Raw genomic sequence first — 20031 nt, 5'->3', positions numbered from 1 at the left:
CAAGAATCACACGTTTTAGGGTAATGAATAAATCAAAGTATTATGGATGTTATTATTCTCTCATTTCCCGGCGCTGCTTGTTTTCTTTTTCTTTCCATAGTTGAGTTAACCCCTCACGAAATGACGGGTATTGCAAAGCAATATTAAGCTCATTTTTTATTTTTAAATTGGATACTCGACGATTATTTGAATAAAATTCCAATTCCATTGCTGATAAAGAAGCTTTCTCAAACGGCACTAAAGGTAATGGCGAACGCTGAAGCAAAAAAGCAGCATAAGCATCAATCACATGCGATGCTTCAGGCTCATCGTCGGCGATGTTATATATCGATAAGGGATGAATGGCTTGTATTGAGGCAAGAAGTACGGACACAATATCATCAACATGTATTCGGGAAAATACCTGTCCCTCTTTGAAGATACTGTATTGTTTTCCTAAATGAATGCGTTCAAGAATATTTCTTTCTGGCCCATAAATACCCGCCAACCTAAAAATGTGTAGTGGAAGTTGGTTTGCCTTCGCATAAGAAAGCCAGGCTTGCTCTGTTTTTAAACGTAAAATTCCAGATAAGCTGTGTGGTTTACAAGCACTTGTTTCATCGACCCAGTTTCCCTGGTGGTCGCCATAAACGCTTGTAGAAGAAAAGTACCCTAGCCATTCAATATGAAACGCATGCCGTTTAATCAAATCAGCGTATTTTAATAAAACCGAATCACCCGCACCGGTTAAAGGTGGGATACTAACTAAAAGATGGGTGGACTGACTGAGATAGTGTTCTATCTCAGGAGTTTCAAAATCAATAAGTTTGATTGCGGAGGAATCATCCGTGGTTTTTTTCTTTGCTGACGCGTTGTTCCAACCGTTCTCAATCCTAGCTGAGTTAATTTTTTCGCCAAAATATTTGCTGTATAACCAAAACCAAAAATAAAAAAAGAGGGATTCATAGGGGCTTCTTCCTTTGTAATGATTTGTAGTAATTGAGTGCCCTGATTCTTGCGGCATGGTGATTAATGATAGGTTTGGGATATTTTTTACTGAAATAAAGGTGACTAGAATCAACCCCTTCCCAGGGAGCATGTACCGCGTGACCTTTTAAACTGGAAAGCTCAGGTAGCCATTGACGAATGTATGCGCCATCTGGATCAAATGTTTGACTTTGTAATACTGGGTTGAAAATACGAAAATAAGGCGCTGCATCGACCCCACATCCAGCGACCCATTGCCAGCTGGCACTGTTATTTGCCAAGTCTGCGTCCACCAAGGTATTTAAAAACCAATCCGCCCCCAAGCGCCAATGAATCAGTAAATCCTTGGTAAGAAAGGATGCGGTGATCATACGTACACGGTTATGCATATAGCCTGTTGCCCGTAATTCCCTCATGCCAGCATCAATGATGGGATAACCGGTCATGCCTTTTTGCCAGAGAGTCAGATATTCCTCATTATTTTGCCAGGGGAATACATCAAATTTTTTCCTGAAATTCTCATAGGGAAGCGAGGGGAAATGATAGAGTAAATAAACTGAAAATTCTCTCCATCCCAACTCGGATAAAAAGTGTTCCACCGAGACCAAATCACAATTAGGGTCTTGTTTTGCCTGCTCAATGGCTTTTAAGATTGTCCAGGGACTGATTTCACCAAAATGCACATGAGGTGATAAACGTGATGTCGCGTTTTTTGCGGGGAAATCCCGATTTTTTTTATACCCATTCAGATGGCTATCAATAAATTCGTTAAGCTTTTTTTGTGCGCCTTCTTCTCCCGGGGTCCAAAATTCAGGAAAGCGTGCAGTCCAGCAAAGGGGGGATAATAATTTCCATTCCTGAAGCTCATCGCTTTGAATCTTGATTCCATTCGGGCGATTAGTTAAAGCTAGAGAGGGCTGGATATCAAGAATTTGCCTGCATCGTTTCCAGTAATGAGTGAATACTTTAAAAAAATCACCGTTTTCATTTCGGATGGTCCAAGGCTCGTGAAGCAAGCTCCCATTTGAGCTGTGAACTTTAATTCCTTTTTCCAATAAAGCGGCTTTCACTTTTTTATCACGCGTGATAGCAAGCGGTTCATAGCAACGGTTCCAATACACCGATTCCACAGGTAATTTCCTGATTAAGTCTAAAATAATTTCTAATGGGTTGCCTTTACGCAGTACAAGGCTTAATCCTTCTTTATTTAGCGAGTTATTTAATGCAATAAGGCTATGGTGAAGCCACCAAGCTTGCGCTTCTCCTAATACGCTATGGTTCTCATCATAAATATATAATGGGATCACGAACGGATGAGAGCATGCTTCGATAAACGCCGGATTTTCGGTTAACCTTAAATCTTGGCGAAACCATACTAAAGCAATAGTCATACGACTCCTCTATGCATGAAATCTTTATTTATTTTTCTTAACCAGCAATCTCTTGCCATTGTACCTGAACATGGAACCAATTAAGCAGTACTTGGATAGTTGATAATATTAAAATGCATTGCTTTTTAAACTTTGTGTTAAAATTTGTGATTTTATGGCCTATGAGAATGAAAAAATATGAGTAATACACGCATAGAAGTGGACAGTATGGGTGAAATTTTAGTCCCAGCAGATAAATATTGGGGAGCCCAAACAGAACGTTCCCTGCATCATTTTAATATTGGCGGTGATATCATGCCCCAGGAAGTCATGCATGCTTTTGGCATTCTGAAAAAAGCAGCTGCCTTGACGAATCTTGAATTGGGGAAATTATCGGAAGATAAAGCCAAGCTTATTACCCAAGCCGCTGAAGAAGTTAGCGAAGGTAAGTTGGATGAGCATTTTCCGTTGCGCGTCTGGCAGACAGGAAGCGGTACTCAATCCAATATGAATGTCAACGAAGTCATTTCTAATCGTGCAATTGAGATTGCCGGTGGTCTATTAGGAAGCAAAACACCCATACATCCTAATGATCACGTTAATATGTCGCAGTCTTCTAATGATACATTTCCTACCGCCATGCATATTGCTGCCGCAATGGCGTTTAATCAAAAATTACTGCCAGCCATCTATCGTTTACGTGATGGGTTGGCTCGAAAAATGGAAGCATTCAAAGACATTGTTAAAATAGGGCGAACGCATTTACAGGATGCGGTGCCTTTGACGCTTGGTCAGGAGTTTTCAGGGTATGTTGCGCAACTGGATGGCTGTATTCAGCACATAGAACTTGTTTTACCACAATTATATGAGTTGGCATTAGGAGGAACTGCCGTTGGAACTGGTCTGAATACTCATCCGCAATTCGCTGAAAAGGCGGCGTCTCATATTGCGTCTCTAACCAAGCTTCCTTTTGTTTCCGCATCTAACAAATTTGCAGCGCTTGCTTCTCATGAGGCGTTGGTGGCGGCTCATGGAACGTTGAAAATGTTGGCCTGTGCCTTAATGAAAATTGCAAATGACGTGCGCTGGCTTGGTTCTGGTCCCCGCTGTGGAATAGGCGAATTGCATTTGCCTGAAAATGAACCCGGTTCATCCATTATGCCTGGCAAAGTTAATCCAACGCAGGCCGAAGCCATGACCATGGTTTGTGTTCAAGTTATTGGCAATGACATGGCAGTAGCGATGGCAGCAAGTCAAGGGAATTTTGAGTTGAATGTATTTAAGCCGGTGATTATTTTCAATGTGATGCATTCTCTTAATATTCTTAGCGATGCTTGTCATTCATTTCAATCTTTTTGCGTTGAAGGATTGCAAGCTAATAAGGCGAAGATTGATTATTATTTGCATCATTCGTTAATGTTGGTTACTGCGTTAAATCAGCATATTGGTTACGATAAGGCAGCAAAAATTGCTAAAACAGCCCATCAGGAAGATATTTCCCTGCAAGAAGCAGCTGTGAAGCTTGGGTTTTTAACAGCAGAGCAATTTACAGCTTATGTTAAGCCGGAAAAAATGATAGCACCCGTATAGGGATAAAGAGATATCAAGGATTGAATCAAATTCTTGTTTGATTCAATCCTTGTACAGCTTACGGCATGATGACCTTATAGCAATTCTTGTAAATAAGCACGTGTTGCAGCCGCTTTATTAGTAAATAAAAAATTTACCTCTCGATTTAATTCTCGGTATAAGCTGTATTTTGAGTCAATAAAACCCACGCCGACCATTTGCTTGGCTGCTTTAAGTGTTTTGATGTAACGATCACGCAGTAAAAGATAATGGCCAAGTACCCCACCATAAGATTTTTCCAGGCTGAGCTTACAAAAATACTCCACATTATTATGAAGAGGGACCAATAATAAAGCGTCCTTCGGAAATTGAGTGAAGGTTTCAAATAGTGTCTCATCCAGGCTCAACAAGTGATAATCCTCGCATGGAGTTAACGATTTTAAATGATTCAATAAAATCTTTTGGGATATGTGAGGACTTTTAATCTCAATAAATAAGTGGAGTTGTTTGCCATATTTCTCTATCACGTCCTGCAAACGAGGTATCATGGGAGCGGCGGCATGCAGATCTTTAAAATTGTTTTCATGGACTTTGAGATTTTGTCCCCATAGTCGTTGTAATGTTGGGTCGTGGTTGACGATCAGCGTACCATCTGCACAGGTATGGATATCCAATTCAATTCCCCAGCAGCCCAGCTCTAATGCCCGCGCAAAAGCAGCATCGGTATTTTCTCGAATGTTAAGATGAGCATCATGAGCACCGCGATGCGCTATTAGACGAGCCTGCTTGGCTTGTTTTTTACTTGGACGAGGTCTGGGCAGTAAGGAAAACCAAACATCAATCAATTTTTCCATATAATTAAGAATAGTCATGGTTGCCGACGAAAAGATAGCATTCTTATGACTCCGATTTTGGTTCTAAAAAATGCGTTTGTTAAATAATAATTGACAGTTACTGTAATCTTGAGTAACTTAGCGTCGATTGCCGAGGTGGTGGAATTGGTAGACACGCTAGCTTCAGGTGCTAGTGGGGGTGACCCCGTGGAGGTTCGAGTCCTCTTCTCGGTACCATGGATTACTCCTAATTATCGAGCTTTTTCTTTTTCCATTTCATAAAAACTCTTCAATTCAAAGTCTACGTAATTTTCAAGTAATTTTTTAATTTCATGCTCGGCGCCAGTGTATGTATCGTATTCAGTGTGAAATTTTACCGGCACAAAAGATTTTGGTTTACTCAATAAATAAGTTACAGTCCCGTCTGCTTTATATAAGTTTAAATTTTGATCAAGTTCAGTTGTAATAATTTTATAAGAAATCTTAAATCCTCTATAGATATATTCAGTCACATTGAACTCCTTAGGGGGGATATTACTTTCCATTACCTTCATACAGTATATATAGATTAAAATAGTTTTTTCAGTTTTTATATTGCAAGAGGCGAACAAATTATATTTTTATTTAAGCGTTGCTAATGCCTCACCAAAATGAATTTGATCACCTGAATGGAGGTTTTCCAGCCATTCTACGCGTTGATCATCAGCAAATAATAGCACGACCGTGGAGCCGAGTTTGAAATACCCCATTTCTGCGGCTTTTGCCAGTACAATATTATCGTTGCCCTCTTTGGGATAAATAAAGTGTGTTTTTTGACGTCCACGAATCATATCGCCATGCCAACTTGTTCCTATACTGCCAACAATGGTTGCACCAACCAAAACCATGGCCATCAATCCAGCTGCCGTATCAAAAAAAACGACCAGGCGTTCATTACGAGCAAATAAATGAGGAATGACACGGCTTGTTATTGGTTGTACGGAAAAGAGTTTCCCTGGTACATAAATCATTTCTTTAAGCGTCGCTTCTATAGGCATATGAACCCGATGATAATCTCTCGGAGATAAATAGAGGGTTGCAAAACGGCCATTGTTAAACTGAGAACTTTTTTCTGATGTACAGGCTAAAAGATCCTGCACGGAATAGTATCGACCTTTAGCCTGTAATAGTTTTCCGGTGGTGATTTTGCCTATTTCACTGATAAACCCATCGACTGGCGAAATAATGTCAACGGTGGAAATTGGCCGGCATTTGGGTTTTAAATGACGAATAAAAAAATCATTAAAACAGGCATAGTGTTCTGGTATTTCTTCAAGCGCTTCACTCATATTCACCTTATATTGGCGAATAAAGCGGCGAATGAGGTGGTTTTTGATGGCAGGGTTTTTTACATTTGCCAGAAAACCAAACGCGGTCGTTAAGGCCAGCTTGGGTAATAAGTAGTGAGGAAATGTTTTTAAATAATCGGATAACATATTCGATAACAGCTTAAGAGGTTGACTGGCCTGCTTCAGGCATTGTTTTATTATTCATTTTACGCCATTCAGCTCGGTAATTAAACCTGAATATAAAAAGAGAGGCTAGAGCAATTAAAACGGTCAGGGCTTGGTGCCCACATTCCTGCGCAAGAGATTGATTTTGTTATGATGATGCATCATGCATGCTATAGCACATTGCAAAACTGCAGCAGCCATTATTGCTGCCGCAGCTTCTGTAAATGTTCAATTTTTGACTCTTGTTAACGCATTCCTCAGACTTTATGCGTTGGACAGACTACCCCGACTTCGGCAAACGCTTCAATGACTGGCGTTTGATCCAGTTGACGGTCTATTGCAGCTTGAATGACTCCACAGGCTGCAAAATCAAAATAGGCAATAGGTGACCAATAGTGTTGGTTAGCATCCACCATGACTTGGAAAGCGGATTGTACATCCCAACCGGGTTTGTGTGCCAAGAGATAAAAAGCTTTATTGAATACGCCACTGCTATAATGCACATTTAAGTCATCGGTATAATCACTGGCATGCCCGATTGAGCGACCATCTTGAGTGGGGTCATCCATATAGCGTAAAGGCTGGCCTCCAATCACAGCCTCTCGGCCTAAAGACCAATCTTCACCATCCCAATACCAAGGATACTCTTTGCGTAAATAATCCTGTAGCGCTATGGCTGCCATGTCAGAAAATGCTTCATTGATGCCACCGCTTTGGCCTTCATACAATAACCCGGAATTAAGTTCAGTAAAGTTATGAGATAATTCGTGAGCCACGACCGATTGCGAGGGAGCTGTTAGAAAATAATCACCGTTGCCGATGACAATTTGTTGGTGTGCTACCAGTAGCCCATTGACACGGATGGTTGGAATGGCGAAGGCATTATCCATTTCTCCCAGATGCGTATAAGCTCGAATTGGCAGATCCGTTCCCAATGGCGTTTCTACACCATACGCTTTTTGATACATGTCTATGGTTTGCTGAGCAAAGAACATTGTGTCATTCACTGGAGAAAATGAGTAATTGACTGGACCTGTGGCGCCGTCAGCATAATTTAAGTAAAAACTTGTTTCATCACACGGATAAGAAAATGCATTGAGTGAATGTCCTGCTTCATCAAAAACGGTAATAGGAAAAGCTTCATAGCCCAACGCATAGTTTTCCAAATTAATGACACGTACGTTTCCATTTTGTACATGACAATTGCCATTTTTGACTTGTACAGAAAATTTTCCTAGTGATGGTAAGCCAGGAAGGGCTGTGCCGTACTGGAACATACCGGTGCGATAGGGAAGGGGAAAAGCATTCCCGCCAAGCCCCTGGCCAATTCGCTTGCAGTGCGCTTCTTTTTTAGAATGTGGCGCTTTTTTTTGACGAGATTCATTCCATTGCTTCAAAATGTCACCATTGTCTGCATCAATCAAGTAGTTCGGTATACTAATCAGTGTTTTTTTATCATTGACGTAATACGTCAGATGATAAGCAAGATGCGCTTTTTCTTCCTGATCGATGTAAATAACTTTTTGTATTTTTTTAAATTTTATTGGATCCGTAATGTTGGTTAATACCTTTTGTTCCGCTTCGGAAGCCGATAATTTGCCATCAGTACTTGCAATATCTTTTTCAATTTCGGTAGTATTAATACCAGTGACCGTCGGGGTTGACCCTGGCTGCGAGTGGAAAACTAATTGATGCCCCCAAACGGGAATGCCTTTAAACATAAGCTGGTAGCGTGCATGTTTGGCATCGGGGGAAGTATTATCAATTAATTCCAATTGGTAATCTTCTTGTTGCTGAGAGTTTAGCGTTGCCAATAAGCCATGCGTCGTAAACGGCGTTTTTTGTTTAAGGTTGGGTATTGAGTGGTTTATCTCTCCCCAAATCATTTGCTGGGAAGCTGAATAGCCATTCATGGTTACCGCCATAGCCAAAAATGAAACAATTCCTTTTTTCATAGCATCACCCCTGATTTTTAGACCAAACTTCATCGTGCTACAAATAAGGAAGAAAAACAATAACAATCGCCTGCTTTTTTACTCGCCAGTCCCAATAAAGAGGTGTAATTTACTCATTTTATAAGCATATTTTTCTATGTTGGCCGATAATTTCTTGGCTGTGCCTCTTTGTGGCCCTTATAGACCAAAAACGTATAAAGGTGATATGTTGGGCCAACGTATTTTTATAGAGACGTTTTGATGCTTCCTTTGCTATTTGCTATTTTGTTACTGGAAGGATTTATTACCATTTCAGTCGAAGTATTGACCATTCGTCAATTATTGCCATTTTTTGGTGGAAGCGTATTGATTACCAGCGTCATTATTGGCGTTTTTTTACTTTTTCTGGCATTGGGGTATTGGCGGGGAGGAAGTTACCAACGAGAGTTTTTTAAACAATTAAACCGTAATTTTACGTTGAGTCTAGTTTGGATTGGTATTGGCTTAAGCTATATTTTTATTTCTTCATTTTATTTTTTTAGTATTTATAAAGTAAGCTTTTCCTTTTTAATCAGTCTGAGCTGTTATTTATTACTGGTGCTTGCGCCCATCGCATATTGGCTTGGGCAGACGGTTCCTCTGACTACCAATTTATTTAATCAGGCACAACGGATAAGCCATATCAGTGGTCGGGCATTGTTTTTAAGCACTCTAGGCTCATTTCTTGGCGCATTGCTGACCTCCTTGTTGCTGTTTCAATATCTTGGGGTGGCATGGACGGTCGTCATTAATTGTATGTTGCTTTTTGGCCTTGTTGCTTATATTCGTTATTACAGTCAAATGTCGTTATGGCCTATTTTAGCATGGCTGCCTGGATTACTTTTATTTTTATGTTGAATGTAACCGTGGAAAATGCTCAATTTAAAACCACAAACAATTACGGCAACTATCAAGTGATTCATTCCTCCGAATTCAATAAGTGGCTGCAAATCAATCTGTCCAGCAGTTCGATGCTGACACCGGAAAAAAGGGGTTCCCATACATAGAGTTTATTCGTCATTTACTTTTCAAAGAGCTTAATCTGCGACATAAGCGCATCTTGGTGATTGGGGCTGGTGGCTTTACCCTGACTGCGGCAGGAGAACATGATAATGAAGTGACGTACGTGGATATTGATCCAGCCATTAAAGAGTTGGCGGAACAACACTTTTTGGCTCAGCCGATTAAGGGAACGTTTATCGGACAAGATGCTCGCCGTTATCTGCGAGGAAGCACTGCTTCTTATGATGTGGTGATATCGGATGTTTATAGTAATCAGGCAACCATTCCTTCATCGCTGCTTACGGTAGAGTATTTTCAGAGTATTGCAGATCATCTGACTCCAGACGGTTTATTGATTGTCAATGTGATTGCCAATCCATTATTTCGTGATGATTATTCCCGCACGGTATTTAATACAATTCATGCAGCCTTTCCTTATTGTGACCTTGTGCCACTTATGTGGGAGAATTCACTGGTTAATATGATGTATGTTTGCCCCAAAAGAAAGACCAAACAAGATGCAATATATCGGGATGATCTGACCTCGGCAACCACCGATTTTTTTAAAGCTTTCCAGAAGTTTCATTGAAATGAAAGGTAAACAGACCCTAAGTCAGTTCATTGATTCACTCTTGGTTGCCAAGGTGAGAAAAAGTGGTTAATGATTAGGTTTTATTGAATTTTCTCTGCATTAGTTTATCAAATTGCTCTTGCTGGGCAGGAGTTAATTCTTTTCGTCTGATGGCCATCATGTCTTCGACGCTGCCTTGCAGGCATTCTGGTGTCAAGCGATCGGTGATTAATAAGCCATTGAGGTGATCAATTTCATGCTGTAGAACCCGGGCGTAAAAGCCAGATTCTTTTGTGGTATGTGACTGACCGCTTTCATCTTGATAAGTGAGGCGGATGGTATGATAGCGGGGAACCTTGCCTGCTTTGCTTGTGACCGAGTAACATCCTTCAAAATCATGGACGGTGGCGCTGTTACGCCAAACTTCGTAAGAAGGATTAATCAAAATGTGCATTGGATAAGGTGTAACATGTTCACGCAATAAAGCGGCTTCTTTAGGGATATAAATCGCAATAATGTTCTTGTTATATCCTACCTGAGGGGCAGCCAAGCCAACACCACCCAATTGTTGCAGTTTATCCTTCATTGCAAAAATCAAAGCACGATTTTCTGCATCTAAAGGGAAGGAAACACACCCGGATTTGGCTTTTAAAATCGATGAGGCACCAGGCTGTTCAATCGTGACAATGTTTAAATGTGGTATCATACAGGTTGCTAATAAAAGAAATTATTTGTATACAATCATGGCCTATCTGTCGGGGAAAATACAAAAATAACCCGCTTGGCACAAGTAATATTTCACGTTAGGATATTATTTTTTGTTCAAGGTACAATGAATGGAACAAGCAGACGTTTCTTCTATTAAAGAAGTACAGCAACAGGTATTGCGTTTAAGCACCTATCTTAATTCACGAATTCTTGGCCAAAAAGATTTGATCTCCCGCTTGCTGATAGCATTGCTAGCTGATGGTCATTTGTTAGTGGAGGGAGCTCCGGGGTTAGCAAAAACTCGTGCGGTCAAAGAGTTATCTTATGGCGTTGAAGGTCATTTTCATCGCATCCAGTTTACGCCGGATTTGCTTCCTGGTGATTTGACAGGTACGGATGTTTATCGGCCTGAAGATGGTTCTTTTATTTTCCAGCCTGGCCCTATTTTCCATAATATGGTATTGGCTGATGAAATTAACCGTGCTCCCGCAAAAGTGCAATCTGCTTTATTGGAAGCTATGGCTGAGCGGCAGGTCACCATCGGTAGTAAAACCTACCCATTACCGGAGTTGTTTTTGGTGATGGCAACGCAAAACCCTATTGAACAAGAAGGTACTTATCCATTACCCGAGGCGCAGCTCGACCGCTTCTTGATGTATGTCAAAATCGGTTATCCCGATGCAAAAATAGAGCATGATATTTTAAGGCTGGCTCGACATGAAGCACTTCCTGCACATGGGCAATCTGAAAAAAAAGCCAATACGACGCTTGTGCCATTGTCGCAAAGGCAATTATTTGAAGCTCGCAAACAAGTCCTCCATGTTCATACCAGTGATGCCTTAGAACATTATCTGGTCCAGCTGGTCGTGGCAACTCGCAATCCGCGAGCATATAGTGAAACGCTTCATCGTTGGTTGCGATATGGGGCTAGTCCGCGCGCGACCATTGCCCTTGATCGATGCGCCAAAGCACATGCTTGGCTGTCGGGGCGGGATTATGTTACTCCCGAAGACATCCATGTCATTGCGCATGATGTTTTACGGCATCGTATTTTATTAACCTTTGAAGCAGAAGCTGAAGGCGTTAGCAGTGATGATTTTCTTGATGAATTATTACGGCTGGTGGCACTGCCTTAAGCAGTATAAACGATTTGCTAGGCGTGGTTGGATTGTTTTAATAGACATCCCAGCCTTTTTTTCGTTTCTTACTATCCTGGTAGAGGGATTTCAAATAACCGGCCGTTATTTGCTTTGTAACGTAGCACGGATAGTAAACGTTCGTTGTTTAAAATACTCTGGTGTCGTTAGCGGCAAGCATAAGCAAATTTGGTATATCTTTGCATGGGAAGCTTATCAAATTGACCAGTTTGGATACCCTGGAGATGTCTATGAATGAGGGCATTGTTGCAGAATTGGCTGAATTAATTGCTTTGCGGCGTTATGTCCAGCAAGTACGTTATCGTCCGGAAAAGCAAGCCACGCATATAGGGAACCATCTTTCAAAACTGCGCGGACGTGGTATGGATTTTGCTGAAGTGCGTAATTATCAAGCTGGGGATGAGGTCAGGCATATGGAGTGGCGGGTTACTGCTCGTACTGGCCGGCCTCATATTAAATTATATCAGGAAGAACGGGAGCGGCCGGCTATCATCCTTGCTGATTTTAATCCTTCTATGTATTTTGGTACCCGTATGGCGTTTAAATCGGTGATTGCAGCGCGTTTGGCTGCTATGATTGCCTGGACTGCAATTGCTCAGGGTGACCGAGTCGGTGGGTTATTATTTTCATCCCAGTCGCATAATGAGTTTGTCCCAAGAAACCGGGAAACAGGGGTGTTGCCCTTTTTGGCCTCGTTAAGCGAATACACGCAAGCGCAGTCAGATTCTTCTAAAATGGAAGTTCAAGTTCGTTCCCTAAGTCATGCATTATTACGTTTGCGGCGGGTTGCTCGCCCTGGAAGTATTTTGGTGCTGATTAGTGATTTTTATAATTTGGATGAGGAAAGCGAACAGCATTTAAGCCGCTTGCGAGCTCATAATGATATCTTGGCGTACCATGTATGCGATCCACTTGAACTGGCGCCACCTAAACCCCAACAATATGCAATAACCAATGGAAGACGGGAAATTGTGTTGGATACAACATTAGATACCGTGAATTCTGCTTATCATCATTATTGCCAACAACGCATTGCCTCGTTAAAAGCAATGTTAAAACGAATGCAGATTCAATATGTGCAAGTGACTGGCGAGCTGGATTTACCATTGCTGGTTCGCCAGACGTATCCGCGGAGGGTAAATGCTTAACTGGTTTAAAAAGAAGAGCTACCAAGGCATTATCTTTGGGATGCCCTCCCTGCTGCTGTCTGGTTCATGCAGTGCAGCAGGTGGGGCATCACAGAGTAAGGACTTATCTGGTCATCCGGGAAGTCAAGCATTGTCGCAATTACGTGATATTCATATGCCTTTACCAATTGGCTGGTGGCCATTGGCTCCAGGTTGGTATGTTCTTATCATTCTCCTGATTATTGTTCTGATGGTGGCAGTTTTGTTCTTGCGGCGTTCGTATTTGCATGGACAGGCAAGGCGACGGGCATTGCGCTTGCTTGCTGCTTATCAACAGCAATATCAGCGCGAGGGTAATTGCCAGCACATCAGCGCTTGTATTTCCGAGTTATTAAAACGGGTGGCACTGGTTTATTTTCCAAGAAAAAACGTAGCCAGCTTACAAGGGGAGGCGTGGATATTATTTTTGAATGAAACCGGAAAAAACGTTGATTTTAGTCAAGTTCGTTCACAGTTATTAGATGTTCCTTACCAACGGAGAGGAATGGCGAAAGACAATGATTTGACACTGTTATTCAGCATGACGAAAAAATGGATTAATCAACGGAGAAAGCCATGTTTGAATTAGCATTGCCATGGGTTTTAGTATTCTTACCCGTACCGATTCTGATATGGTTTTTTTTGCCAAGTGCTCCTTTATTTTTACCGTCAGCGCTTAAAATTCCGTTTTTCAATGCAATGGTTGAGATTGTTGAACACGAAAAGCAGGGTTTTACAAGGCATAAAAAATTGGTTTATTTTTATAATCTGGTTTTTGTTGTTATTGGCATTGGCCGGGCCTCGTTGGGTAGGTGAGCCAAGGCCCTTGGCGCGTGAAGGTTACAATATAATGCTGGCTCTGGATTTATCGGGCAGCATGGAATTACCGGATATGATGTTGCATGGACGTCCTGTAAGTCGTTTGACCGTCGTCAAACGCGCAGCTGAGCAATTTGTGCAAGAACGAATGGGTGATAAAATTGGCTTGATTTTGTTTGGCAGTCGCGCGTATCTGCAAACGCCATTAACGTATGATCGTCAAAATATCCTCATGCGTCTGGAAGATGCAACGGTCGGGTTGGCTGGCAAAACAACTTCTATTGGAGATGCTCTTGGTTTGGCTGTAAAACGATTACAAAATGTTCCTGCACAGGGGCGGATTATTATATTGTTGACGGATGGTGCAAATAATTCTGGTGTTCTGGCACCCATGAAGGCCGCAGAACTGGCACGTGCCGACGGGATTAAAATTTATACCATTGGTTTGGGCTCACAAGCGGATCCTCGCGCCCTTCCCAGCGTGTTTTTAAATATGAATGCGTCCGCTGATTTGGATGAAGAAACGTTACAAGAAGTGGCTAAAGTGACTGGCGGACGTTATTTTCGTGCTACGGATCTGCAATCCTTGCAACGTATTTATGAAGTCATCAATCAATTGGAAAAAGTTTCTCAGGAACAAGCTACCGTTCGACCTCAACATGATTATTATCCTTGGCCCCTTGCCTTGGCTTTTTTTCTGTTTCTTTATTGGCTTGCTGTGGAAGGAAATTTCTTTCCCCGCTTTAAATTGATGAGGCAGGAAAGGAGGGCCTCATGATTGAATTTCATTTTATTCGCCCTTTTTGGTTGTTTTCCTTTGTTCCTCTGGCCCTATTTGCTTGGTTTTTATTGCAATATAAACCGGCTATGCAGGCATGGGGGGAAGTTTGTGACAATCATTTATTGCCGTATTTAATAAAGTCCCACGGTCGAAGTAAGCGCATGACTTCTCTCATGCTGCTTATGATGAGTGCAGCTCTTATGATCATTGCTTTAGCTGGGCCAACCTGGTCACGATTGCCGGTTCCGACTTATAAGTCGATTCAGCCGCGAGTATTGATATTAGACATGTCTGAGCAAATGCTGGAAAAAGATTTATCTCCAGACCGATTTACTCGGGCTAAATTTAAATTGCATGATCTGTTTAAGCATAAGGAGGCCGGGCAGTTTGGTTTAGTGGTTTATACCGGTGAGCCTTTTGTTGTATCACCGTTGACCGATGATGCTGAGACCATTGATGCATTATTGTCCTCACTTGCCCCAGATATTATGCCAGTAGAAGGAAATCGGTTGGATACTGCTCTCGAACAAGCCGGTAAACTCATTACTCAGGCAGGTTTTAACAACGGCGATGTATTAATATTAACCGCCATGCCTCCTTCATCAGCAGCAATTAACGAAGCGCGTAGATTAGCAAATCAAGGAATTCATACTTCCGTCATGCCTATTGTTAAAAGCTCTTCTCCAGAGTCATTGTTCCAACCGCTTGCTGTGGCTGGCCAGGGAGAATTGATTGCTTTTTCTGACACATCAACGGATATGGAAAAATGGTTGCGTACGACGGGCAAAAGTCATCAATTTAGCGCTGATTTACAACATGATATTCCTGTTTGGAGAGATCAGGGGCGTTGGTTTCTTGTTCCTGCTCTTTTGTTATTGTTGCCCGTGTTTCAACGTGGATGGCTGCAGAGGATTACAGCATGAAGCGTATTGGTGTATTGATTAGTTTATATAGCTTGGTTTCGTCAATATATGCGTTTGGTTGGAACGATATATGGCTAACTAAAGATCAACAAGCCCAAACGATGATGAATCAAGGACAGTTCACCAGTGCAAAGGATACGTTTGAACGTCATGATTGGCAAGCGGCAGCTGCCTATCGTGCGGGAGATTACGAGCGGGCTGCTCATTTGTATCAGTCCCTCAATAGTGAAGAAGGATTTTATAATCAAGGAAATGCTCTGGCGCATATGGGGCAATATGAACAGGCAATCAAGGCTTACGATCGGGTCTTGACCATTAATCCAAATCATCAGGATGCATTATACAATCGTAAACTCTTGCAAGATTTGCTTAAGAAAGACAAACAGCAACAAGACCATTCTAATCAGGATAAGCAAAACCAGGACAAGCAAAACCAGGACAAGCAAAACCAGGACAAGCAAAATCAGGATAAGCAAAACCAGGATAAGCAAAACCAGGATAAGCAAAACCAGGATAAGCAAAATCAGGACAAGCAAAACCAGGATAAGCAAAATCAGGACAAGCAAAACCAGGATAAGCAAAACCAGGATAAGCAAAATCAGGACAAGCAAAACCAGGATAAGCAAAATCAGGATAAGCAAAACCAGGATAAGCAAGAACCGCAAAATAACCAATTAAATGCACAGAACAAACAAGAACAACAGCAGGCGAAAGAACAATGGTTGCGCCTGATTCCGGATGATCCAGGGGGGTTAATGAGAGAAAAATTTCTGCGGGATCATTTACGTAGACAACATGGGTGGCAAGAATGAAAAAGTTTTTATCACTGATTTTTATAGGCTGCATATGGCCAGTGATGGTGTTAGCTGCCATCACCGTCCAGGTGGAACCTGGCAAAGTTCAGATGGGTGATACCATTCAGTTGATTTTAACCACGGATGATGCCCAATCTGGCGGTGTACCTGATTTAACTCCTTTACAAAAGGATTTTCGTATTGTTGGTACAGAAAGGAGTATGAATTATACATTCATTAATGGTCAGTCACAGTCCAGCAGTCGGTGGACTGTATTGTTAATTGCTAAAAAAAGCGGAATATTACCTATTCCAGCACTGCAGATTGGTCGGGAGCAAAGTCCGGCGACGCAGGTGGAAGTAACAAACGAACCAACGACTTCCTTCGATACGGGTTCACAAGCTTCCGTGCAGGATGAAGTCATGTTGAAAACGGAAGTCAATGAAAACAATCCTTATATAAGCCAGCAAGTGATTTATACGGTTAGATTATATAATAGTGGACGTTTATTAGACGCAGAATATCAACCGCCAAAGGCAGAGAATGCTTTACTTATTGCGCTTGGGGATGCTGATCGTTATCAAACAGTGGAAAATGGCCGAACGTATGTCATTGAAGAACAACGTTATGCCGTTTTTCCCCAAAAAGTGGAACGGTAAAAATTATAGGGCCATCCTTTCATGCTTTAAGTTATGATACGGTTCCCAGGCAAATTAATAAACGTTCTAAAATAACAACACTGTCTGTAAAGCCCATACCGCCTGCTTTTAACAATAAGATCTGGTTGCCAGCAAAACAAGTTAAACTTAGCGAGCAGTATGATAATAGTGCTGCTGTGTTATCTCAAGGAGATACGTTGGTACGTACGGTTACGCTACAAGCCGTGGCAGTGCCTGGACAATTATTACCAGCCTTGGATTTTTCTGGAAATCAATTTAGTGTTTACCCCGAAAAACCTGATGCAGATAATATTATTCGTCAGCAGGAACTCATTGGCAAAACCACCACCAAAGTCACTTATTTATTGAATAAGTCAGGGCATATTACTATCCCCCGTGTCGAACTTCCTTGGTTTAATATCGTAACGGGTAAAGCAGAAGTGGCTGTTTTACCTGAACGTACAATAACCGTTGAGGCAAAGCAACAGGCAGTGTTACAAACCATGTCGTCCCAGCCAACTTCAACTGACTCAAAAGATTTGCCTGTGCAAAAAAAAGTTCAATTTACTGCTGAGACAGTAAAATCCTTTGATATGGCTTGGTGGTTGGCCGGTGGATTTGCTGCAGCTTGGGTTATTACGTTGATTATCTGGTGGTATCGTTCTAATCAGATGCCTCATAGCAATAGCAAACGCTTGGTTTTGAAACGTTTACAGAAAGCATGCATGGATAATAATCCCTATGAGGCCAGAGATGCTTTATTGCACTGGGCAACATTGCAATGGCCGGAATTTGAAATGCTAAACTTAAATGATTTAACAAAGCGGCTCCATGATTCGCAATTTAAACGACAGCTGCATCTCTTATCGCAACTACTTTACAGTCAAGATAAAAAAATACCTTGGCAAGGTAAGGAATTGTGGCAATGCATTGTCAGATTTAAAAAAGCTAAACCATTTAAAAATAATAAAACGGGCGATTTACCTCCTATTAATCCGTTATAAGGCACAGGATAACTAAAATGCAGCCTGTTCAGGCTTATTTACTGCAGTGGCGTGCTGTTTTAAAACGGCTGTTCCCTTGTTTGGAATGGTTGCCGGAGCTTAGACAATGGATAACGCTTAGAGCGGATTTACTGGCAGGGTTTACCGTTGCCATGCTGTTTATTCCTCAATCCATGGCGTATGCTCATTTGGCAGGTCTTCCCGTTTACATGGGGTTGTACGCTGCATTCTTACCGCCAATCATTGCTGCCATATTTGGCTCATCGCGTATTTTATCTACGGGTCCTGTGCCAGTGACCTCGTTATTAACAGCGGTAGCGATGCAATCGTTAGCTGCGACTGGCACAACGGAATATATACAATATGTTTTATTGCTGACGTTTATGGCTGGTGCGATACAGCTGGTTTTGGGTTTTTTACGCTTTGGTGTGGTGGTTAATTTTATTTCTTATCCTGTCATTCTAGGATTTATTAATGCAGTTGCCATCATCATCGCCAGCATGCAAATTGGTAATTTATTTGGTGTTTATACGGTAACCGCCCCCCATTCTTACCAAATGGTTTGGCAAGTATTAAGCGACGCATGGGGCAATACCCATTGGCCAACCGTTGGAATAGCTGCCTTGGCGTTTATTATCATTCTTGGTGGGCGTTGGTTGTCGCCTAACCTTCCTAGTACTCTTATTGCTGTGGTTGTCACAACCATCATTGCCTGGTTAAGTGGGTATGAAAAACTGACAAGTATTCGGGCGGAACAAATCATCAATTTGCCCGTACAGCAGATGCTTGCAAATCATCAACGCTATCCTGAAGACGTTCATCAAGTGTTGAAGGAAGTCGCCAAAACAAAGGCCGTCGTGGAAAAGACCATTAAAAAAGCGGGTTTAAGTTCACAGGAAACGGAAGAAGCCCTCAACAATGCAGCCCAGGCTAAATGGCAGCTGGAACGCTTAATCACACGCCATAATTTTGAGATTGGTGAATTGAACCGCCTGCATCTTCGGCGTTTGGTGACACATGACCATCAAGAAGTGTTTTTTGTTGATGAGCAAATGACACCGATTGGTGAAGTAGATCCTTATGAGTGGCGAATCGCCAGTTTACCGCTCAACGGCAAGTTAACACTACAGGCTGGAGGGGAAGTGGTGGGCAATATTCCTCGAGGATTGCCTGCTTTTAAGACGATCCGATTTGGGTGGGATGCCATGTCAAGTCTATTTATGGGAGCGTTTGTAATTGCCTTGGTTGGCTTTACAGAAGCGATTACGATTGCTAAACGCATTGCTACGGAAAATCGGCAGCGATTAAACACCAATCAGGAATTGCTTGGTCAAGGATTGGCAAAATGCATAGGCAGCTTCTTTCAATCGATGCCTGTGTCTGGCGGCTTCACTCGCTCCGCAATTAATTTCCAGGCTGGAGCTAAAACCGGTTTTTCATCCATTGTGGCTGGTCTGATTGTGATGGTCGTTTTATTATGGCTGACGCCATTTTTCTATTATTTGCCTTATGCGACGCTTGCAGTCGTGATTATGGTTGGCGTATTAGGATTGCTTGATATAAAAGAGATGTGGAATGTCTGGAAAGTAAGCCGAAAAGAAGGTATTGTGGTTTTGTTAACATTCTTGTTGACCTTATTATTGGCACCACGTCTTGCGTACGCGGTGTTATTAGGAATGTTGTTATCTCTTGGGTTTTATCTTTATGAAACCATGCGCCCCAGGTTTAGCGAGTTAACACGCAATGAAGAAGGCGATATTGTTGAGGTCAGCGAAGGCGATACCAACGACACTTGTTATCTCATCAGTTTAGTACGTTTGAATGGCTCATTATATTTTGCAAATGCTGCCTATTTTGAAGAAAAAATATTAAAACTAATTTCAGCAAAGCAAAAGCTGCGATACATTATTCTTGATTGTGTCAGCATTAACCAATTAGATGCGACTGGTTTGGAGGTATTACGCAGTATTTGCTCTCGTTTGGAAGAAGGCGGGCTTGAGTTATGGTTTACACGAGTACGACGTCCTGTTCTTAATGTATTAAAACGCGGTGGGCTTTTTGCACAATTGGGAGAGCATCATTTTTACAAGAATAATGAGGAAGCTCTGGCGAAATTGGCGGGACATCTTGGTGCAAAGCATATGAATACTTGCCCGTTGGCTGTCAGAAAATAAACTTCTTCTCGCTATTTTGTACGTTCTGAGTTATAATAAAAATACTTGCTGCTTGCATTTACATGGTAA

At 41.8% G+C, this 20031-nt stretch carries 18 protein-coding genes, 1 tRNA gene and 1 pseudogene; 13 read left to right on the top strand and 7 right to left on the bottom strand.

What is annotated here, in order from left to right:
* Positions 1 to 52: 52 nt before the first annotated feature.
* Together LOA_RS12570 and LOA_RS12565 are read right to left on the bottom strand one after the other, a co-directional pair.
* On the bottom strand, positions 53 to 1003 hold the full coding sequence (locus LOA_RS12570) for an SDR family oxidoreductase (RefSeq protein ID WP_238551267.1): 951 nt from the start codon (positions 1001 to 1003) through the stop codon (positions 53 to 55).
* On the bottom strand, positions 942 to 2357 hold the full coding sequence (locus LOA_RS12565) for a cryptochrome/photolyase family protein (RefSeq protein ID WP_025386640.1): 1416 nt from the start codon (positions 2355 to 2357) through the stop codon (positions 942 to 944). The genes LOA_RS12570 and LOA_RS12565 overlap by 62 nt, the downstream gene beginning before the upstream one ends.
* 177 nt (positions 2358 to 2534) lie before the next feature.
* Here LOA_RS12565 and fumC point away from each other — a divergent pair, with 177 nt between their 5' ends.
* The gene (fumC, locus tag LOA_RS12560; protein WP_025386639.1) at positions 2535 to 3926 is read left to right on the top strand and encodes a class II fumarate hydratase; all 1392 of its coding nucleotides are present in this window, start codon (positions 2535 to 2537) and stop codon (positions 3924 to 3926) included.
* A 74-nt stretch (positions 3927 to 4000) separates the two neighbouring features.
* Here the strand turns inward: fumC and LOA_RS12555 are convergent, their stop codons facing one another.
* A complete protein-coding gene (locus tag LOA_RS12555; protein ID WP_025386638.1) occupies positions 4001 to 4777 on the bottom strand; it encodes a glycerophosphodiester phosphodiesterase in 777 nt (258 codons plus the stop codon).
* Positions 4778 to 4888: 111 nt separating this feature from the next.
* Here LOA_RS12555 and LOA_RS12550 point away from each other — a divergent pair.
* Positions 4889 to 4975 (top strand) — tRNA-Leu (locus LOA_RS12550).
* A gap of 14 nt (positions 4976 to 4989) precedes the next feature.
* Here LOA_RS12550 and LOA_RS12545 read toward each other — a convergent pair.
* From LOA_RS12545 to LOA_RS12535, 3 genes are all read right to left on the bottom strand, one after another.
* Entirely contained in the window at positions 4990 to 5250 is a 261-nt protein-coding gene (locus LOA_RS12545; RefSeq protein ID WP_025386637.1) for a hypothetical protein, read from the bottom strand.
* A gap of 108 nt (positions 5251 to 5358) precedes the next feature.
* On the bottom strand, positions 5359 to 6213 hold the full coding sequence (asd, locus tag LOA_RS12540; RefSeq protein WP_025386636.1) for an archaetidylserine decarboxylase: 855 nt from the start codon (positions 6211 to 6213) through the stop codon (positions 5359 to 5361).
* A gap of 275 nt (positions 6214 to 6488) precedes the next feature.
* The gene (locus LOA_RS12535) at positions 6489 to 8186 is read right to left on the bottom strand and encodes a M4 family metallopeptidase (protein ID WP_025386635.1); all 1698 of its coding nucleotides are present in this window, start codon (positions 8184 to 8186) and stop codon (positions 6489 to 6491) included.
* Positions 8187 to 8426: 240 nt separating this feature from the next.
* Between LOA_RS12535 and LOA_RS12530 the strand changes: the two genes are divergently transcribed.
* Entirely contained in the window at positions 8427 to 9062 is a 636-nt protein-coding gene (locus LOA_RS12530; RefSeq protein WP_025386634.1) for a spermidine synthase family protein, read from the top strand.
* An 82-nt stretch (positions 9063 to 9144) separates the two neighbouring features.
* The gene (locus tag LOA_RS12525; RefSeq protein WP_025386633.1) at positions 9145 to 9795 is read left to right on the top strand and encodes a spermidine synthase; all 651 of its coding nucleotides are present in this window, start codon (positions 9145 to 9147) and stop codon (positions 9793 to 9795) included.
* A 76-nt stretch (positions 9796 to 9871) separates the two neighbouring features.
* Here LOA_RS12525 and def read toward each other — a convergent pair whose 3' ends face one another.
* Positions 9872 to 10483, bottom strand: a complete 612-nt coding sequence (def, locus tag LOA_RS12520) for a peptide deformylase (protein WP_035895810.1) — start codon at positions 10481 to 10483, stop codon at positions 9872 to 9874.
* Between the two features lie 130 nt (positions 10484 to 10613).
* On the opposite strand from def, the gene LOA_RS12515 reads away from it, so the two are divergent.
* From LOA_RS12515 to LOA_RS12475, 9 genes and pseudogenes are all read left to right on the top strand, one after another.
* A complete protein-coding gene (locus LOA_RS12515; protein ID WP_025386632.1) occupies positions 10614 to 11621 on the top strand; it encodes an AAA family ATPase in 1008 nt (335 codons plus the stop codon).
* 251 nt (positions 11622 to 11872) lie between these two features.
* Complete coding sequence (locus LOA_RS12505; RefSeq protein ID WP_025386630.1) at positions 11873 to 12790, top strand: DUF58 domain-containing protein; 918 nt, start codon at positions 11873 to 11875, stop codon at positions 12788 to 12790.
* Positions 12783 to 13397 carry a DUF4381 domain-containing protein gene (locus tag LOA_RS12500; RefSeq protein WP_025386629.1) on the top strand — a complete coding sequence of 205 codons (615 nt, stop codon included), beginning with the start codon at positions 12783 to 12785 and terminating at the stop codon, positions 13395 to 13397. The genes LOA_RS12505 and LOA_RS12500 overlap by 8 nt, the downstream gene beginning before the upstream one ends.
* Positions 13385 to 14405: pseudogene (locus LOA_RS12495) on the top strand (vWA domain-containing protein). The gene LOA_RS12500 and the pseudogene LOA_RS12495 overlap by 13 nt, the downstream one beginning before the upstream one ends.
* Positions 14402 to 15331 (top strand): vWA domain-containing protein, encoded by a 930-nt coding sequence (locus tag LOA_RS12490; RefSeq protein WP_025386628.1) that lies wholly within the window; start codon positions 14402 to 14404, stop codon positions 15329 to 15331. The pseudogene LOA_RS12495 and the gene LOA_RS12490 overlap by 4 nt, the downstream one beginning before the upstream one ends.
* Positions 15328 to 16143, top strand: a complete 816-nt coding sequence (locus LOA_RS12485) for a tetratricopeptide repeat protein (RefSeq protein WP_025386627.1) — start codon at positions 15328 to 15330, stop codon at positions 16141 to 16143. The genes LOA_RS12490 and LOA_RS12485 overlap by 4 nt, the downstream gene beginning before the upstream one ends.
* Positions 16140 to 16784: a BatD family protein gene (locus LOA_RS13940; protein ID WP_052335958.1), complete on the top strand. Its 645-nt coding sequence runs from the start codon at positions 16140 to 16142 to the stop codon at positions 16782 to 16784. The genes LOA_RS12485 and LOA_RS13940 overlap by 4 nt, the downstream gene beginning before the upstream one ends.
* A gap of 125 nt (positions 16785 to 16909) precedes the next feature.
* On the top strand, positions 16910 to 17788 hold the full coding sequence (locus LOA_RS13935) for a BatD family protein (RefSeq protein WP_052335957.1): 879 nt from the start codon (positions 16910 to 16912) through the stop codon (positions 17786 to 17788).
* Between the two features lie 17 nt (positions 17789 to 17805).
* The gene (locus LOA_RS12475; RefSeq protein ID WP_025386626.1) at positions 17806 to 19962 is read left to right on the top strand and encodes a SulP family inorganic anion transporter; all 2157 of its coding nucleotides are present in this window, start codon (positions 17806 to 17808) and stop codon (positions 19960 to 19962) included.
* Positions 19963 to 20031: the final 69 nt, after the last annotated feature.

This window comes from Legionella oakridgensis ATCC 33761 = DSM 21215, assembly GCF_000512355.1.
In the GTDB taxonomy this organism is placed as follows: domain Bacteria; phylum Pseudomonadota; class Gammaproteobacteria; order Legionellales; family Legionellaceae; genus Legionella_A; species Legionella_A oakridgensis.
This window is presented reverse-complemented; position numbering and strand designations above follow the sequence as displayed.

Bases quoted from the DNA above. Each gene is read 5' to 3' on its own strand.
- LOA_RS12500 (WP_025386629.1), top strand. From the start codon at position 12,783: ATGCTTAACTGGTTTAAAAAGAAGAGCTACCAAGGCATTATCTTTGGG.
- LOA_RS12485 (WP_025386627.1), top strand. From the start codon at position 15,328: ATGAAGCGTATTGGTGTATTGATTAGTTTATATAGCTTGGTTTCGTCA.
- LOA_RS12535 (WP_025386635.1), bottom strand. From the start codon at position 8,186: ATGAAAAAAGGAATTGTTTCATTTTTGGCTATGGCGGTAACCATGAAT.
- LOA_RS13940 (WP_052335958.1), top strand. From the start codon at position 16,140: ATGAAAAAGTTTTTATCACTGATTTTTATAGGCTGCATATGGCCAGTG.
- LOA_RS12530 (WP_025386634.1), top strand. From the start codon at position 8,427: ATGCTTCCTTTGCTATTTGCTATTTTGTTACTGGAAGGATTTATTACC.
- LOA_RS12490 (WP_025386628.1), top strand. From the start codon at position 14,402: ATGATTGAATTTCATTTTATTCGCCCTTTTTGGTTGTTTTCCTTTGTT.
- LOA_RS12555 (WP_025386638.1), bottom strand. From the start codon at position 4,777: ATGACTATTCTTAATTATATGGAAAAATTGATTGATGTTTGGTTTTCC.
- fumC (WP_025386639.1), top strand. From the start codon at position 2,535: ATGAGTAATACACGCATAGAAGTGGACAGTATGGGTGAAATTTTAGTC.
- asd (WP_025386636.1), bottom strand. From the start codon at position 6,213: ATGTTATCCGATTATTTAAAAACATTTCCTCACTACTTATTACCCAAG.
- LOA_RS12475 (WP_025386626.1), top strand. From the start codon at position 17,806: ATGCAGCCTGTTCAGGCTTATTTACTGCAGTGGCGTGCTGTTTTAAAA.
- LOA_RS12515 (WP_025386632.1), top strand. From the start codon at position 10,614: ATGGAACAAGCAGACGTTTCTTCTATTAAAGAAGTACAGCAACAGGTA.
- LOA_RS12565 (WP_025386640.1), bottom strand. From the start codon at position 2,357: ATGACTATTGCTTTAGTATGGTTTCGCCAAGATTTAAGGTTAACCGAA.
- def (WP_035895810.1), bottom strand. From the start codon at position 10,483: ATGATACCACATTTAAACATTGTCACGATTGAACAGCCTGGTGCCTCA.
- LOA_RS12570 (WP_238551267.1), bottom strand. From the start codon at position 1,003: ATGCCGCAAGAATCAGGGCACTCAATTACTACAAATCATTACAAAGGA.
- LOA_RS12505 (WP_025386630.1), top strand. From the start codon at position 11,873: ATGAATGAGGGCATTGTTGCAGAATTGGCTGAATTAATTGCTTTGCGG.